A 13,280-nucleotide genomic window follows, 5' to 3' on the forward strand; every position below is an offset into this window, starting at 1 on the left:
GCGTCATGCCCACCGCGTGCCACGCATGACGACCTCGGCGCGGCACCCGCGAGGACTCCGGCGTCGCACACGCGTACCGCGCGGCCGAGGGCGGCTCACTCCGGTTTGATGCGCCTGCCCAGCAGGTTGCCGACCGCCTCGGCCACCGACATCTTCTCGTGGCACACCTGGTGCACCGCCTCGGTGAGCGGCATCTCCACCCCGGTGGCGGCGGCCAGCGCCCGCACCGAGGTGCAGGATTTGACGCCTTCGGCGACCTGGCCGTGGGTGGCCTGCTGCGCGGCCTCCATCGACCCGCCCGCGCCGAGGACGTGTCCGAAGCTGCGATTGCGCGACAGCGGCGAGGTGCAGGTGGCGACGAGGTCGCCGACGCCCGCCAGGCCGGCCAGCGTGACCGGTTCCGCGCCGAGCGCGACGCCCAGGCGGATGATCTCGGCCAGTCCGCGGGTGATGAGGCTGGCGATCGAGTTGTCGCCGAGTCCCATACCCGCCGCGATGCCGCAGGCCAGCGCGATCACGTTCTTGCACGCGCCGCCGATCTCGCAGCCGATGACGTCGGTGTTGGTGTAGGGCCGGAAGTAGCCGTTGGCGCTGGCCCGCTGCAAGGCCACCGCCCGGGAACCGTCGGTGCACGCGATGACGGTCGCGGCGGGCTGTTCGCCGGCGATCTCCTTGGCCAGGTTCGGTCCGGACAGGACCGCGATGCGGTCGGCGTCGGCCCCGGTGACCTCGCCGATCACCTGACTCATCCGCAGCAGCGTCCCCGTCTCGATGCCTTTGGCCAGACTGAGCAGGCTCGCGTCGTGGTGGGTGGTCGCGGCGGCGATCGCGCCTTTCCAGTGTTCGAGGTTGCCGCGCAGTGACTGCGAGGGCACGGCGAGCACGACGATGTTCGCCCGGTCCAGCGCCTCGGCGTGGTCGGCGGTGGCCGACAGTCCGGCGGGCAGGGCGACATCGGGCAGGTAGAACGGATTGCGATGGTCGGTGGCGATGGCTTCGGCGACCTCGGGTCGTCGCGCCCAGATCGTCACCTCGGTCCCGGCGTCCGCCAACACTTTCGCGAACGCCGTGCCCCATGAGCCCGCACCAAGTACCGCCGCCCTCGTCATCCGCCCAGGATGCCATCCGCGCCGGTCCCGGCTGCGCGATACCCCCGAAAGACACCGCACGCGCGGGCGCGGACGGGCGTGGAAGTATTGGCTCATGCGTCCGCACGCCGTGCACGCCGTGATCGCGGTGAAGAATCTGGATCGGGCCAAGAGCCGCCTGGCCGATCGGCTGCGCCCGGAGCACCGGGCCCGATTGGTGCTGGCCATGCTCGCCGACACGGTGACCGCCGCCAACGGCGTCGCGGCGATCCGCTCGGTCACGGTGGTCACGCCCGATCCCGAGGTGGCCGCGCTGGCGGGCGAACTGGGCGCGAACGTGCATCCGGAGCCGCTGATCTCGGATCTGAACGCCGCGCTGGGCGACGCCGCCGAGGCGTTGCGGCGCGCGCACGGCGCGGTGGAGTTGCTGGCGTTGCAGGCCGACCTGCCCGCGCTGCGTTCGCGGGAGTTGGCGGCGATGGTGGCCGCGGCCCCCGCGGGCCGTCGGTCGGTGGTGGTCGACCACACCGGATCCGGTACGGCGGCGCTGTTCGCGGGCGGTGGCGCGGTGGCGCTGGATCCGCGCTTCGGCCCCGGTTCGGCGCGCGCGCACCTCGCGGCGGGGGCGGTCGATCTCGACGGCCACTGGCCGGGGCTGCGCCTGGACGTCGACACGGCGGAAGACCTGGACAGTGCGCTGACACTGGGCGCGGGCCGGTCGACGCGCGCTCTCCTGGGCGACATCGGCTGGTCCGGTGCCGTTCACGAGGCCGTTCGCGGCGTGTGCTAGAGGATCGCCACCGCTTTCGAGGTACCCGAACAATCCCGGTGTCGGGGTGCGTCGGCCCCCCGGAGTGAGGGATGATCGACGTGTGAGCGATACGGACATTGTCAGGCAGCAACAACTGCTCCCCACCCCGCCGCCCGCCGCGACACCCGTCCTCGGCGACCCGGTGGAGCAACGTTTGCCACGTGATCGCTACCTCAATCGCGAGATGAGTTGGCTGGACTTCAACGCGCGGGTGCTCGCCCTCGCGGAGGACACGTCGCTGCCGTTGCTGGAGCGCGCGAAATTCCTCGCGATCTTCGCCTCCAACCTCGACGAGTTCTACATGGTCCGGGTCGCCGGTCTCAAGCGCCGCGCGGAGACCGGCCTGACGGTGCGCTCGGCCGACGGACGCTCGCCCTCCGAACAACTCGAATTGATCCACGCGCGCGCCCAGGAGATTGCCGACCGGCACGCCCGCGTCTTCCTCGACTCGGTGCTGCCCGCGCTGACCAGCGAGGGCATCGCCATCATCGACTGGTCCGATCTCGACGAGGACGAGCGACAACGACTATCGAATCACTTCCAGGAGCAGGTGTTCCCGGTGCTGACCCCGCTCGCGGTCGACCCGGCCCACCCGTTCCCCTACATCAGCGGTCTGAGCCTGAACCTCGCGGTGACGGTCAAGGACGCCGCGACGGGCGGCGAGCACTTCGCGCGCGTCAAGGTGCCCGACAACGTCGACCGGTTCGTGCGGGTGCGGCGCAGCGCCGCCGAGACCCCGATCGCGGCCTTCCTGCCGATGGAGGCGCTGATCGCCGCGCACCTGGATCTGCTGTTCCCCGGCATGGAAGTGGTCGAACACCATTCGTTCCGGATCACCCGCAACGCCGATTTCGAGGTCGACGAGGACCGCGACGAGGATCTGCTGCAAGCGCTGGAACGGGAACTGGCGCGGCGCCGCTTCGGATCGCCGGTGCGCCTCGAGGTCTCCGACGACATGACCGAGCACATGCTCGATCTGCTGCTGCGCGAACTCGACGTCGACCCGGGCGATGTCATCCAGGTGCCGGGTCTGCTCGACCTGTCGTGCCTGTGGCAGGTCTATGGTGTGGACCGGCCGAATCTGAAGGATTCGCCCTACGTTCCCGCGACGCCGCCCGCGTTCGGCGAACGCGAGACCCCGCGCAACGTCTTCCAGGCCCTGCGCGAGGGTGACGTGCTGGTGCACCACCCCTACGACTCGTTCTCCACCAGCGTGCAGCGCTTCATCGAGCAGGCCGCGGCCGACCCGCAGGTGCTGGCCATCAAGCAGACCCTCTACCGCACCTCCGGCGATTCCCCGATCGTCAACGCGCTCATCGACGCCGCCGAGGCCGGTAAGCAGGTCGTGGCGCTGGTGGAGATCAAGGCGCGCTTCGACGAGCAGGCCAACATCAAATGGGCGCGCGCGCTGGAGCAGGCGGGCGTGCACGTGGTGTACGGGCTCATCGGTCTCAAGACCCACTGCAAGACCTGCCTGGTGGTGCGGCGCGAGGGGTCGACCATCCGCCGCTACTGCCACATCGGTACCGGCAACTACAACCCGAAGACCGCGCGTCTCTACGAGGACGTCGGATTGCTCACCGCCGCACCGGAAATCGGCGCGGATCTGACCGACCTGTTCAACTCGTTGACCGGGTACTCGCGAAAAGCCAACTACCGCAACCTGCTCGTGGCCCCGCAGGGGGTGCGCGCCGGCATCATCGAACGCATCCAGCGCGAGATCGAACTGGCCCGCGAGGGCCAGCAGGCCCGAATCCGGTTGAAGGCCAACGCGATCGTGGACGAGCAGGTCATCGACGCGCTCTACCGCGCTTCACAGGCGGGCGTTCCGGTGCAGATCGTGGTGCGCGGCATCTGCGGGCTGCGCCCGGGCGTTGCGGGGATGAGCGACAACATCGAGGTGCGTTCGATCCTCGGCCGTTTCCTCGAGCATTCGCGGGTGCTGCACTTCCAGGCGCAGAACGAGTACTGGATCGGCAGCGCCGACATGATGCACCGCAACCTCGACCGCCGCGTGGAGGTCATGGCGCAGGTGAAGGACCCGCGCCTGAGCGAACAACTCGACCGAGTCTTCGAGTCGGCGCTGCATCCGGAGACCCGCTCGTGGACGCTGCACGCCGACGGCAGTTGGCACGCCTGGCCCGAGCAGACCGGCGACGGCGAGCGCGAGGTCAGAGACCACCAGGAATTCCTCATGCGGCTGCGGAGGCCGGGGCAGCAGTGAGCGGGAAGACGGGGTACGAAGAAGACGGACCGTTCTGGGATCCCCGCGTCACCGCCAATATCCACGCCGCGGGCGCGGTGGTCTGGCGGCCCGCGCCGGACAACCCGCGCGTGGTCGAGATCGCGGTCGTGCACCGACCGAAATATCAGGACTGGTCGCTGCCCAAAGGCAAACTCGACCCCGGTGAGACGCCGATCGTCGCCGCGGTCCGCGAGGTCGGCGAGGAGACCGGGCTGCGCTGTCGGCTCGGCCGCTATCTCGGGCACGTCACCTATCCGGTGCCGGGTCATCGCAAACTCAAGCGGGTGGACTACTGGGCGGCCGAGGCGATCGGCGGCGAATTCGACGCCAACGCCGAAGTGGACGTCCTGCGCTGGTATCCGCTGGACCGGGTGATGGACCAACTGTCGTATCCGATGGATCGTCAGGTGATGCGCGCCTTCTCGCGGTTGCCCGCGCGCCTGAGCACCCTGCTGCTGGTCCGGCACGCCAAGGCCGGTCGTCGCGACCGCTACGACGGCCCGGACGAGCGACGGCCCCTGGACCGAGCCGGTGCCGCGCAGGCCCGGGCGCTGGTCCCGAATCTGCTGGCCTTCGGCCCCACCGAAGTCTTCTCCGCCGATCCCGTCCGCTGTGTGGAGACGGTGCGACCGCTGGCCGAGGCGGTGGGCGTGACCGTCGAGATCGAACCGTTGCTTTCCGAACAGGGTTACGCCGCGGAGACCGACAAGGCCCGCGCGCGGGCGGTCTCGCTGGTCGCACCCGGCCCGGTGCGGGTGGTGTGCAGTCAGGGCGGGGTGATCCCCGACCTGCTGTCCTGGTGGGCCGCCAAAGACGGCCTCACCCTGCCCTCGGCGCGCAATCGCAAGGGCAGCGTCTGGGTGCTGTCGTTCGCGGGCGAACGGCTCGTGGCCGCCGACCATCTGGAACGCTCGATCTCCACCGAGGTCGTGAAGGGCTGAACGGCCCGCGCGCACGCCGGCGCGCAGATGCGGCCCCGGATCTGGATCCGGGGCCGTTTCTCTGCGGTATGGCGGGTGATTCGGCCGTCACCGGTCGAATCACCCGGCGGCACGGAGCCGCCTGCCGAGTGAACTCAGCGAGCGCGACGGGCCGGAGCCTTCTTGGCGGCCGTCTTCTTGGCCGGGGCCTTCTTGGCCGCGGTGGTCTTCTTGGCCGCCGTGGTCTTGGCCGCGGTGGTCTTCTTCGCCGCCGTGGTCTTCTTGGCGGCCGCCGCCGTCGTCGTCTTCTTGGCCGGGGCCTTCTTGGCGGCGGTCTTGGTCGCCGTCGTCTTGCGGGCCGTGGTCTTGGCGGGAGCCTTGGCCGCGGCCTTGCGAGCGGTGGTCTTGGCCGGGGCCTTGGTGGCCGTCGCCTTCTTGGCGGCGGTCTTCTTGGCCGCCGTCTTCTTCGCGGCCGCCTTCTTGGCCGCCACCGGAGCGTTCACGCCCCGCTTGACCGCAGGGCCGGTCGCGGCGAGCTTCTGCTTACCCGCGATGACGGCCTTGAATTGGGCGCCGGGGCGGAACGCGGGCACCGAAGTCGGCTTCACCTTGACGGTTTCGCCGGTGCGCGGGTTCCGGGCCACACGGGCGGCACGCTTGCGCTGTTCGAACACACCGAAGCCGGTGATGGTGACGCTCTGGCCCTTGTGCACCGCGCGAACGATGGTGTCGACAACATGCTCGACTGCCGCGGTAGCCGTGCGCCTGTCCGTACCCAACTTTTCGGTCAGAACGTCGATCAGTTCCGCCTTGTTCATTGAATCCTCCGCAGACTAATGGCCCGTCGTCGGACCGACTAGGTACCACGGTAAACCCACCCCGAGCAAGAGTCTATGTGCCACGCCAAAATTCATCGTGGTTTAGCACACGTCTAGCTACCGCATCCCATGGCCTCCAGCTATCGCGAACCAACGATTACTGCCCTGAAATGCGCGCGGGCAGCGTGGTGGGCTTCCAACTCGGCCTTGCTTTTTCGAACTCGGTGATGACCTCACTTCGCCGCAGCGTAAGGCCGATGTCGTCCAAACCTTCCAGCAGACGCCACCGCGTGTAGTCATCAATATCGAACGGCAACACGACGGTTCCAACGGTCACCGTGCGCGCTTCGAGGTCCACAACCAATTCGATGCCGGGCTGTTCCTCGATCATCTTCCAGAGCAATTCGACATCGTTCTGTGACATCTGCGCGGCCAACAAGCCGCCCTTGCCCGCATTGCCGCGGAAGATGTCGGCGAAGCGGGAGGAGATGACCACCCGAAAGCCGTAGTCCGACAGCGCCCAAACCGCGTGTTCCCGGGAGGACCCGGTGCCGAAATCGGGACCCGCCACCAGAACGCTGCCCCGGTCGAAGGGCGCGGTGTTCAGAATGAAGTCGGGATCCGAGCGCCAGGCGGCGAACAAGCCGTCCTCGAATCCGGTTCGGGTCACCCGCTTCAGATACACCGCCGGGATGATCTGGTCGGTATCGACATTCGACCGGCGCAGCGGCACGCCGATGCCCTTGTGCACGGTGAACGGTTCCATGGGTTTTCTCCTGAGTCAGTAGGGGGATCGAGACGCATCCGCGCCGCGTAGAGCCGGATTCAGTCCAGATCCGCAGGCGAGGACAGAGTTCCGCGGACCGCCGTCGCGGCGGCCACCAGGGGCGAGACCAGGTGGGTGCGACCGCCCTTGCCCTGCCTGCCCTCGAAGTTACGATTCGATGTCGATGCGCAGCGCTGGCCCGGAGAAAGCTGATCGGGGTTCATTCCCAGGCACATCGAGCACCCGGCCTGCCGCCATTCCGCGCCCGCCGCGTCGAAAATCTCGCCCAAACCCTCTTTTTCCGCCTGCGCCCGCACCCGCATGGAGCCCGGTACGACCAGCATTCGCACGCCCTCGGCGACCCGGCGGCCTTTCAGGATGCCCGCCACCGCGCGCAGATCCTCGATCCGGCCGTTGGTGCACGAACCGACGAAGACGGTGTCGACGCCGACCTCGCGCAACGGGGTGCCCGGGATCAGATCCATGTACCGCAGCGCTTTCTCCGCCGCCTGCCGCTCGTTCTCGTCGACGATCCGCGCCGGGTCCGGCACGGCATCGCCCAGCGGGGAGCCCTGGCCGGGGTTGGTTCCCCAGGTCACGAACGGGGTCAGGGTGTTCGCGTCCAGGTGCACCTCGGCGTCGAAAACCGCGCCCTCGTCGGTCTTCAGCGCGTCCCAGGCGGCCACCGCGGCGTCCCAGTCGGCGCCCCGCGGGGCGTGCGGACGGCCTTTCAGGAAGGCGTAGGTGGTCTCGTCGGGGGCCACCATGCCCGCGCGCGCACCCGCTTCGATGGACATGTTGCACATCGTCATCCGGGCCTCCATGGACATGGCCCGCACCGCGTCGCCGCGGTATTCGAGCACATAGCCCTGACCGCCGCCGGTGCCGATCTTCGCGATCACGGCCAGGATCACGTCCTTGGCGGTGACGCCGTCGGGCAGCGTGCCGTCGATGTTGATCGCCATGGTCTTGAAGGGGCGCAGCGACAGCGTCTGGGTGGCGAGTACGTGTTCCACCTCGGAGGTGCCGATGCCCATGGCCAGCGCGCCGAACGCGCCGTGGGTGGAGGTGTGGCTGTCGCCGCAGACGACGGTGGTGCCCGGCTGGGTGAGCCCCAACTGCGGTCCGACCACGTGCACGATGCCCTGGTCGATATCGCCCATCGGGTGCAGGCGGACCCCGAATTCGGCGCAGTTGTGGCGCAGCGTCTCGACCTGGGTGCGCGAAACCGGGTCCGCGATCGGTTTGTCGATGTCGACGGTGGGGACGTTGTGGTCCTCGGTGGCGATGGTCAGGTCCGGTCGGCGGACCGGGCGGCCGGCGGCGCGCAGGCCGTCGAAGGCCTGGGGGCTGGTCACCTCGTGGACCAAGTGCAGGTCGATGTAGATCAGATCGGGTTCGCGGGCATCGCCCTGGCCCTCTCCGCGGGCGACGACGTGGTCGTCCCAGACCTTCTCGGCCAGGGTGCGTGGGCGGTCGGCCATTTCTCGATCACCTTTCCGGGGGCGGCCGCCGCAGCGTTGCGGGCTGCGGGCGCTTCGGCGGCTGCGGTCTCGACAGTTGGACTTCGCTGTCTCGGATGACGGGATCGAGCCGACCGCCGGGTACGCTCACGCCGCCGTCCGCGGCCGGCCCATCACCTCGGCCGCCGGGGGCGATCCCGTTCGACGGGGATCCCCGCCCGGACCTTCGAGGATTTACTATCTCAACATCCGAGACGCTAGTATCGTTCTATGAGACAGCATAGCGGTATCGGCGTCCTCGACAAAGCAGTGGCGGTCCTCTACGCCGTCGCCGACCAGCCGTGCGGCCTCAACGAACTGTGCACCCGCACCGGGCTGCCGCGCGCCACCGCCCACCGCCTCGCGGTCGGCCTGGAGGTCCACCGACTGCTGGCCAGGGACAACAACGGCCTGTGGCGACCGGGGCCCGCGCTCGGCGAACTCGCCGCGGGCGCCTCGGACCCGCTGCAAGAGGCCGCCGGGGTGATCCTGCCCCGACTACGGGAGATCACCGGCGAGAGCGTGCAGCTCTACTGCCGTGACGGAAATGCGCGCGTCTGCATCGCCGCCCTCGAACCGCCGGTCGGCCTGCGCGACACCGTGCCGGTCGGTTCGCGCCTGCCGCTCACCGCGGGCTCCGCCGCCAAGGTGCTGCTGGCCTGGTCCGATCCCGAACTCCAGCGCACCATCCTCGCCGACGCCGTCTTCGGCGAGCGCGCCCTGGCCGAGGTGCGCAAGCGCGGGTGGGCGCAGAGCGCCGCCGAGCGGGCCGCCGGGGTGGCCAGTGTCTCCGCGCCGGTCCGGGACGCGGCGGGGGCCGTGATCGCCGCCGTCTCCGTCTCCGGCCCGATCGATCGGATGGGCCGCAGGCCGGGTGCCCGCTGGGCCGCCGACCTGGTCGCCGCGGCCGAGGCCCTGCACAAACGCCTGTAACACGTTCTACACGACGCGCTCTACAGTTGGCCGATGGGAGTCAATCAACGAGCACAGATCGTCATGTCGCCGCCCGAGATCACCGCGTTCCTGGAGCGCAGCCGCATCGCCACCATGGCCACGATCGGCCCGACGGGCGCACCGCACCTCATCGCGATGTGGTACGCCCTGATCGACGGCGAGATCTGGTTCGAGACCAAGGCCAAATCGCAGAAGGCGGTCAACCTGCGCCGTGACCCGCGGATCACCTGCATGATCGAGGCGGGCGACACCTACGACCAACTGCGCGGTGTCTCCGTCGAGGGCCGCGCCGAGATCGTCGAGGACCCGGAGCGACTGTTCGCGGTGGGCGTCAGCGTCTGGGAGCGCTACACCGCTCCCTACACCGAGCAGGCGCGGCCGATGGTCGAGGCCATGCTGCACAAACGCCTGGCCATCCGGGTCGTGGCCGAGCGGACGCGCAGCTGGGACCACCGCAAATTGGACCTGCCCGCGATGCCGCTGGGCGGCACCACCGCCGAAACACCGGCCTGACCGCCACGATCTCCGCCCGACGCAGGAAAACGGTGTGACAGCCGAGGCGGTGAGGCGCTAGCGTTGGGCGGTTCGATACGAATCGGCCGGACACCGTCGTCCTCCGACGCGGTGCTCGGCCGCGACGCCGAGGAGCAGGCCATGACGGACGCGGAGAAAGCCAACGACAGTGCCGACGACGTGAAACGCAGGTTCCGGGAGGCACTGGATCGCAAGAACGCCAGGTCCGCCCGGGCGGACGAGCATCGCGACGGGCGGTCCAAGGCCGCGGCCCCGCACGGCAACGCCAGCCACAAGCGGGAGTTCCGGCGCAAGAGCGGCTAGCCGTCCGAGACACCGAAGACCACGAGGCCCCCCGGGTACCGCCCGGGGGCCTCGCGCGTCCTGCGGTACGGCCGAAATCCGCCGAATGCGACCGGAATCCCCACTTTGCAAGCCCCACCTCGAGGTCCCAGGTATCAACCGATTCCTTCCCGAGCAAATCCCCGCGACGGGGACCGCGGAGAAATCTCGAGCAAGATCGAATCGCCGAACACCGGGTCCCGGGTACCATCCCGCGTGGCTGAAACACCGCCGCCCCGAGCGCGAGAATTATCGGAAAAACACCACCGACCGGAACCGGAACTCGCAGGGGCACAAGGGCACCGAGCGGGCGGTGGGAGGGCCGCACGGGGGCGGGCGAGCGACCGTCGCGGCGGATGTGGAGACAGAGAAGGGCAGCAGAAAGGCCCGGGCTCTGTGTGAGCCCGGGCCTTCGCTTCGAGTAGCCCCGACGGGATTCGAACCCGCGCTACCGCCTTGAGAGGGCGGCGTCCTAGGCCGCTAGACGACGGGGCCAGGACTTGATCTTCCGCGAAGCCGCGGCGATCAACCGGTGTGATCTTGCGATCGTGATCTTTCGATCCGGACGCTCGGCTAGCTTAGCTGACCGAAGCTCGGCGACCAAATCGCCGGATGCTGAACCACTTTCGGTCGCGAACCGAGAGATGAACCAACATTCTCCGCTGGGGTACCAGGACTCGAACCTAGAATGGCTGAACCAGAATCAGCTGTGTTGCCAATTACACCATACCCCAATGACCAGGACCTCGACCCCGGAGCCTCAGCGGCTCGGGGCCTCGTTCCGGCCGAGAAGAAGAGTACCAAACCCCCGCCGGTAAACTACAAATCGGCTGGTCAGAGCCCTGTTTTCGGCTTCCGTGCGCGGCCGGGCGCGGTGCGCGCCCGGCCGTGAGTCGATCGCCGACTCAGGAACTCGGGGTCCACTCCCGGGCCGCCCGCAACCGGGCCAGCGAGGTCTCGCGGCCCAGCAGTTCCAGCGACTCGTAGAGCGGCGGGCTGATGTGCGACCCGGTGACCCCGACCCGCACGGGCGCGAACGCCTTGCGCGGTTTGAGCCCCAGATCCTCGATCAGCGCCGTCTTGAGGGCCTCCTCGATGGCCGCGGTGGTCCAGTCCGGCAGCGGTTCGAGCGCGGCCACGGCGGCGTCCAGCACCGCCACGGCGTCACCGCCGAGATTCTTCGCGCCCGCCGCGGGATCGATGGCGAACGCGTCCGCGGGGGCGAACAGGAATCGCAGCAGATCCCACGCGTCGGAAAGCACGACGATCCTGGTCTGCACCAGTTCGGCGGCCGCCGCGAAGGTCGACTCGGGGATATCGGCGCCGATGCGGCCGTGCTCGGTCAGGAACTCGCGCAGTCGCCGGGCGAAATCCCCGGATTCGAGCAGACGAATGTGCTCGGCATTGAGCGCATCGGCTTTCTTCTGATCGAATCGGGCCGGATTGGAATTGACCTTCGCGATATCGAACGCGTCCACCATCTCCGCCATGGAGAACACATCGTGGTCGTCGGAGATACCCCATCCGAGAAGCGCGAGATAATTCAGCAAACCTTCAGGAATGAATCCGCGGTCGCGATGGGCGAACAGATTGGATTCCGGGTCGCGCTTGGACAACTTCTTGTTGCCCTGCCCCATGACGAAGGGCAGATGACCGAACTCGGGGGTGAACTCGGCCACCCCGATACGCTGTAATGCGGCATACAGCGCGAGCTGGCGCGGCGTGGAGGACAGCAGATCCTCCCCGCGCAGCACGTGGGTGATCCGCATCAGGGCGTCGTCGACCGGATTGACCAAGGTGTAGAGCGGATCGCCGTTGCCGCGGGTCAGGGCGAAATCGGGCACCGTCCCCGCCTTGAAGACGGTCTCCCCGCGCACGAGGTCCTTCCAGCCGAGATCGGCGTCGGGCATGCGCAACCGGACCACCGGCGGTCGACCCGCGTCCCGGTGGGCCTGGATCGCCTCCGGCGTCAGGTCGCGGTCGAAGTTGTCGTAGCCGAGTTTGGGATCGCGGCCCGCCGCGACGTGGCGCGCCTCGACTTCCTCGGGAGTGGAAAAGGATTCGTAGGCCTCCCCCGCCTCGAGCAGACGGCGCACGACGTCCAGGTGCAGCTCGCGGCGCTCGGACTGCCGGTAGGGACCATAGGGCCCGCCGATCTCCGGGCCCTCGTCCCAGGTCAGGCCGAGCCAGCGCAACGCGTCGAGGATGGCGTTGTAGGACTCCTCGGAATCGCGCGCGGCGTCGGTGTCCTCGATGCGGAAGACGAACGTGCCGCCGGTGTGCCGGGCGTAGGCCCAGTTGAACAGGGCGGTGCGGATCAGCCCGACGTGCGGCGTTCCGGTGGGCGACGGGCAGAATCGGACCCGTACTTCAGTCATGGCTCTCTTTCGGTCTGGTCGTGCGACCGGTCAGCGCTGTTTGGTCGCAACGGAATTGGTCAGGGTGCCGATGCCCTCGACGGTGACCGACACCTGCTGCCCGGCGGCCAGCGGACCGACCCCTTCGGGGGTTCCGGTGAGGATCACGTCGCCGGGCAGCAGCGTCATCACCCGGCTCACCCACTCGATGAGCGTCGGGATGTCGTGCAGCAGAAGGGATGTGCGGCTGCGTTGGCGGACCTCGCCATCGAGTTCGGTGACGATCTCGAGGTCGGCGGGGTCGACGGCGGTCTCGATCCACGGGCCGAGCGGGCAGAACGTGTCGTAGCCCTTGGCGCGGGTCCACTGACCGTCCTCGCGCTGCTGGTCGCGGGCGGTGACGTCGTTGGCGACGGTGTAGCCGAGGATCACCTCGCGGGCGCGCGCCGCCGGGACGTCCTTGCACGGCCTGCCGATGACGACGGCGAGCTCGCCCTCGTAGTCGACCTGTGATGAACTGGGCGGCAGCGTGATCGAGGCGTTCGGGCCGACGATCGCGGTGCTCGGTTTCATGAAGATCACCGGGTTCTCCGGTGCGGGACCGCCCATCTCGGCGGCGTGCGCGGCGTAGTTCTTGCCGACGCAGACCACCTTGCTGGCCAGGATGGGAGCGAGCAACCGCACGTCGGCCAGCGGCCAACTGCGCCCGGTGAAGGTGGGCGTGCCGAAGGGATGTTCGGCGATCTCCTTGGCGAGCAGGGAACTCGCCCCGTCGCCACCCTCCCCCTCGATGCTGACGAACGCGACCCCATCCGGACTGGCAACTCGACCTAGACGCATGCCCGGCAGTCTAACGATCGGCCGCCACCTGCCCGAACACACCCGACCGGCCGGTCGGACGGGACGCGGTCCGGCCGCGCACGCGGCCCGGCCAACACCGGTCGCGGCCGTGCCCGAATCCCGC

The 13,280-nt window shown here is 68.9% G+C and carries 12 protein-coding genes and 2 tRNA genes; 6 read left to right on the top strand and 8 right to left on the bottom strand.

Annotated features, from left to right (window positions below; translation table 11 throughout):
• Positions 1-95 precede the first annotated feature (95 nt).
• The gene (locus ON30_RS19240) at positions 96-1,109 is read right to left on the bottom strand and encodes an NAD(P)H-dependent glycerol-3-phosphate dehydrogenase (RefSeq protein ID WP_040708890.1); all 1,014 of its coding nucleotides are present in this window, start codon (positions 1,107-1,109) and stop codon (positions 96-98) included.
• Positions 1,110-1,203: 94 nt separating this feature from the next.
• Between ON30_RS19240 and cofC the strand changes: the two genes are divergently transcribed.
• The 3 genes from cofC to ON30_RS19255 all read left to right on the top strand — a co-directional run bounded on the left by cofC (position 1,204) and on the right by ON30_RS19255 (position 5,085).
• Positions 1,204-1,878, top strand: a complete 675-nt coding sequence (gene cofC, locus ON30_RS19245) for a 2-phospho-L-lactate guanylyltransferase (protein ID WP_040708891.1) — start codon at positions 1,204-1,206, stop codon at positions 1,876-1,878.
• 82 nt (positions 1,879-1,960) lie between these two features.
• Entirely contained in the window at positions 1,961-4,123 is a 2,163-nt protein-coding gene (locus tag ON30_RS19250) for an RNA degradosome polyphosphate kinase (RefSeq protein WP_040708892.1), read from the top strand.
• On the top strand, positions 4,120-5,085 hold the full coding sequence (locus ON30_RS19255) for an NUDIX hydrolase (RefSeq protein WP_051029535.1): 966 nt from the start codon (positions 4,120-4,122) through the stop codon (positions 5,083-5,085). The genes ON30_RS19250 and ON30_RS19255 overlap by 4 nt, the downstream gene beginning before the upstream one ends.
• Positions 5,086-5,219: 134 nt before the next feature.
• Here ON30_RS19255 and ON30_RS19260 read toward each other — a convergent pair whose 3' ends face one another.
• The 3 genes from ON30_RS19260 to leuC all read right to left on the bottom strand — a co-directional run bounded on the left by ON30_RS19260 (position 5,220) and on the right by leuC (position 8,132).
• Positions 5,220-5,882, bottom strand: coding sequence for an HU family DNA-binding protein (locus ON30_RS19260; protein WP_040708893.1), 663 nt, complete (start codon positions 5,880-5,882; stop codon positions 5,220-5,222).
• Positions 5,883-6,039: 157 nt separating this feature from the next.
• A complete protein-coding gene (leuD, locus tag ON30_RS19265) occupies positions 6,040-6,648 on the bottom strand; it encodes a 3-isopropylmalate dehydratase small subunit (protein ID WP_040708894.1) in 609 nt (202 codons plus the stop codon).
• Positions 6,649-6,707: 59 nt separating this feature from the next.
• A complete protein-coding gene (gene leuC, locus ON30_RS19270; RefSeq protein WP_040708895.1) occupies positions 6,708-8,132 on the bottom strand; it encodes a 3-isopropylmalate dehydratase large subunit in 1,425 nt (474 codons plus the stop codon).
• Between the two features lie 249 nt (positions 8,133-8,381).
• Here leuC and ON30_RS19275 point away from each other — a divergent pair, with 249 nt between their 5' ends.
• The 3 genes from ON30_RS19275 (at position 8,382) to ON30_RS19285 (ending at position 9,941) form a co-directional block, all read left to right on the top strand.
• Entirely contained in the window at positions 8,382-9,083 is a 702-nt protein-coding gene (locus ON30_RS19275; RefSeq protein ID WP_040708896.1) for an IclR family transcriptional regulator, read from the top strand.
• A 33-nt stretch (positions 9,084-9,116) separates the two neighbouring features.
• The gene (locus ON30_RS19280; protein WP_040708897.1) at positions 9,117-9,617 is read left to right on the top strand and encodes a pyridoxamine 5'-phosphate oxidase family protein; all 501 of its coding nucleotides are present in this window, start codon (positions 9,117-9,119) and stop codon (positions 9,615-9,617) included.
• A 141-nt stretch (positions 9,618-9,758) separates the two neighbouring features.
• A complete protein-coding gene (locus ON30_RS19285) occupies positions 9,759-9,941 on the top strand; it encodes a DUF5302 domain-containing protein (RefSeq protein ID WP_040709214.1) in 183 nt (60 codons plus the stop codon).
• A 440-nt stretch (positions 9,942-10,381) separates the two neighbouring features.
• Here ON30_RS19285 and ON30_RS19290 read toward each other — a convergent pair.
• From ON30_RS19290 to ON30_RS19305, 4 genes are all read right to left on the bottom strand, one after another.
• Positions 10,382-10,454 (bottom strand) — tRNA-Glu (locus ON30_RS19290).
• Positions 10,455-10,621: 167 nt separating this feature from the next.
• Positions 10,622-10,693 (bottom strand) — tRNA-Gln (locus tag ON30_RS19295).
• Between the two features lie 171 nt (positions 10,694-10,864).
• Positions 10,865-12,337: a glutamate--tRNA ligase gene (gene gltX, locus ON30_RS19300; protein WP_040708898.1), complete on the bottom strand. Its 1,473-nt coding sequence runs from the start codon at positions 12,335-12,337 to the stop codon at positions 10,865-10,867.
• Between the two features lie 30 nt (positions 12,338-12,367).
• The gene (locus tag ON30_RS19305; protein ID WP_040708899.1) at positions 12,368-13,156 is read right to left on the bottom strand and encodes a fumarylacetoacetate hydrolase family protein; all 789 of its coding nucleotides are present in this window, start codon (positions 13,154-13,156) and stop codon (positions 12,368-12,370) included.
• Positions 13,157-13,280 lie beyond the last annotated feature (124 nt).

Origin of the sequence: Nocardia takedensis NBRC 100417, assembly GCF_000308695.1 — a bacterium.
Classification (GTDB): domain Bacteria; phylum Actinomycetota; class Actinomycetes; order Mycobacteriales; family Mycobacteriaceae; genus Nocardia; species Nocardia takedensis.

Excerpts from the sequence above, each read along its gene's own strand:
- ON30_RS19240 (WP_040708890.1), bottom strand. The coding sequence starts at position 1,109 with ATGACGAGGGCGGCGGTACTTGGTGCGGGCTCATGGGGCACGGCGTTC.
- cofC (WP_040708891.1), top strand. The coding sequence starts at position 1,204 with ATGCGTCCGCACGCCGTGCACGCCGTGATCGCGGTGAAGAATCTGGAT.
- ON30_RS19260 (WP_040708893.1), bottom strand. The coding sequence starts at position 5,882 with ATGAACAAGGCGGAACTGATCGACGTTCTGACCGAAAAGTTGGGTACG.
- leuD (WP_040708894.1), bottom strand. The coding sequence starts at position 6,648 with ATGGAACCGTTCACCGTGCACAAGGGCATCGGCGTGCCGCTGCGCCGG.
- leuC (WP_040708895.1), bottom strand. The coding sequence starts at position 8,132 with ATGGCCGACCGCCCACGCACCCTGGCCGAGAAGGTCTGGGACGACCAC.
- ON30_RS19275 (WP_040708896.1), top strand. The coding sequence starts at position 8,382 with ATGAGACAGCATAGCGGTATCGGCGTCCTCGACAAAGCAGTGGCGGTC.
- ON30_RS19280 (WP_040708897.1), top strand. The coding sequence starts at position 9,117 with ATGGGAGTCAATCAACGAGCACAGATCGTCATGTCGCCGCCCGAGATC.
- ON30_RS19285 (WP_040709214.1), top strand. The coding sequence starts at position 9,759 with ATGACGGACGCGGAGAAAGCCAACGACAGTGCCGACGACGTGAAACGC.
- gltX (WP_040708898.1), bottom strand. The coding sequence starts at position 12,337 with ATGACTGAAGTACGGGTCCGATTCTGCCCGTCGCCCACCGGAACGCCG.
- ON30_RS19305 (WP_040708899.1), bottom strand. The coding sequence starts at position 13,156 with ATGCGTCTAGGTCGAGTTGCCAGTCCGGATGGGGTCGCGTTCGTCAGC.